At 73.6% G+C, this 1,700-nt stretch carries 2 protein-coding genes; both read left to right on the top strand.

The window, feature by feature from the left end; genetic code table 11:
• On the top strand, positions 1-424 hold a 424-nt coding region (locus H5J29_RS31645; protein WP_281376153.1), incomplete at its 5' end, for an acyl-CoA dehydrogenase family protein.
• A gap of 8 nt (positions 425-432) precedes the next feature.
• Complete coding sequence (locus H5J29_RS31640; protein ID WP_220188183.1) at positions 433-1,596, top strand: acetyl-CoA acetyltransferase; 1,164 nt, start codon at positions 433-435, stop codon at positions 1,594-1,596.
• Positions 1,597-1,700 lie beyond the last annotated feature (104 nt).

Below are 1,700 nucleotides of genomic sequence, written 5' to 3'. Positions count from 1 at the left end.
CGGGGCGGTGCTGGCCGCCGCCCAGCTCGTCGGGATCGCGGAGGCCACGCGGGACCTGTCGACCGCGCACGCCAAGGCGCGCATCCAGTTCGGCCGCCCGATCGGGGTCAACCAGGCGATCAAGCACCGGTGCGCGGACATGGCGGTCGCCGCCGAGGCCGCGCTGCAGCAGACGCTGTTCGCGGCGGTCAGCCTGCGGTCGGGGCGTGCCGATGCCGAGTTCCAGGTCCGTGCCGCGAAGGTCGTCGCGGGCCGGGCGGCGATCACCAACGCCGCGGAGACCATCCAGGTGCACGGCGGGATGGGCTACACCTACGAGCACGACGCGCACCTGTACCTCAAACGCGCGCACGTCGTCGACCAGCTCTTCGGGTCCCGCACGGCGCAGCTCGCGCCGCTGCTCGCGCAGGGGGCGGCCCAGTGAGCGGCGCAGTGAGCGCCGTCGTGAAGGGGCGCGGTGCCGTCATCGCCGGGGTGGGGCTCGCCTCGCCGACCGGTCTCGCGACCAACCCGTACGCCCTGATCGCCGAGGCCTCCCGGGCGGCGCTCGCCGAGTCCGGCGTGGCCAAGCACGAGATCGACGGGCTCGCCTCGACCTCGCTCGGCACGCTCGCGCCGATCGACGTGGGGGAGTACCTGGGGCTGCGGCCCCGCTGGATCGACTCGACGGCCGTCGGCGGTGCGTCCTGGGAGGTGATGCTCGCCCACGCGGCGGACGCCATCGCCGCCGGGCACGCGGACGTCGTGCTGCTGACCTACGGGTCCACGGCCAAGTCCGATCTCAAGCGCAGGCTGCGCACCGCGAACCTGAACTGGGGCTCGCGCGGGCCGCTGCAGTGGGAGGCCCCCTACGGGCACACGTTGATCGCCAAGTACGCCATGGCGGCGCGGCGGCACATGCACGAGTTCGGCACCACGATCGAGCAGCTGGCCGAGGTCGCGGTGTCGGCGCGGGCCAACGCCGCGGACAACCCGCAGGCCGCCTACCGCGACCCGATCACGGTGGACGAGGTGCTGTCCGGCCGGATGATCGCCGACCCGTTCACCAAGCTGCACTGCTGCATCCGGTCGGACGCGGGCGCGGCGGTGGTCGTCGTGTCCGAGGAGCGGGCCAAGGACCTCCCGGGCACACCGGTGCACGTGCTCGGGACCGGCGAGAACGTCTCGCACGTGTCCACGAGCCAGTGGGAGGACATGACGGTCGGGCCCGCGTCGGTCTCCGGGCCGCTGGCGTTCGCGCGCGCCGGGGTCACCCCCGACGACATCGACGTCTGCGAGATCTACGACGCCTTCACCTACATGCTGCTCATGACCATGGAGGACCTCGGCTTCTGCAAGAAGGGCGAGGGTGGGCCGTTCGTGGCCGACGGGCGGCTGCGACTCGGCGGGGCACTGCCCACCAACACCGACGGCGGCGGACTCTCGGCCTGCCACCCCGGCCAGCGCGGACTGTTCCTCGTGGTCGAGGCGGTCCGCCAGCTGCGTGGCGAGTGCGGCCCCCGGCAGGTGCCGGACGCGAGGCTGGCGTGTGTCAGCGGCACGGGCGGCTGGTTCTGCTCGAGCGGGACCGTGATCCTCGGGACCGAGCGGCCGTGACGAGCACGGTCCTGGTCCCACCGCTCGCGGGGGTGTTCGACACGGCGGACGCCCTCCTGCGCGCGGCCGCGCGGGTGCACGGCGAGCGGGAGGCCTACGTCCAG

The organism is Pseudonocardia pini (assembly GCF_013870575.1).
Taxonomy (GTDB): domain Bacteria; phylum Actinomycetota; class Actinomycetes; order Mycobacteriales; family Pseudonocardiaceae; genus Pseudonocardia; species Pseudonocardia pini.
The sequence above is the reverse complement of the archived record's forward strand: the minus strand, read 5'-3'. Positions and strand labels throughout refer to the sequence as shown.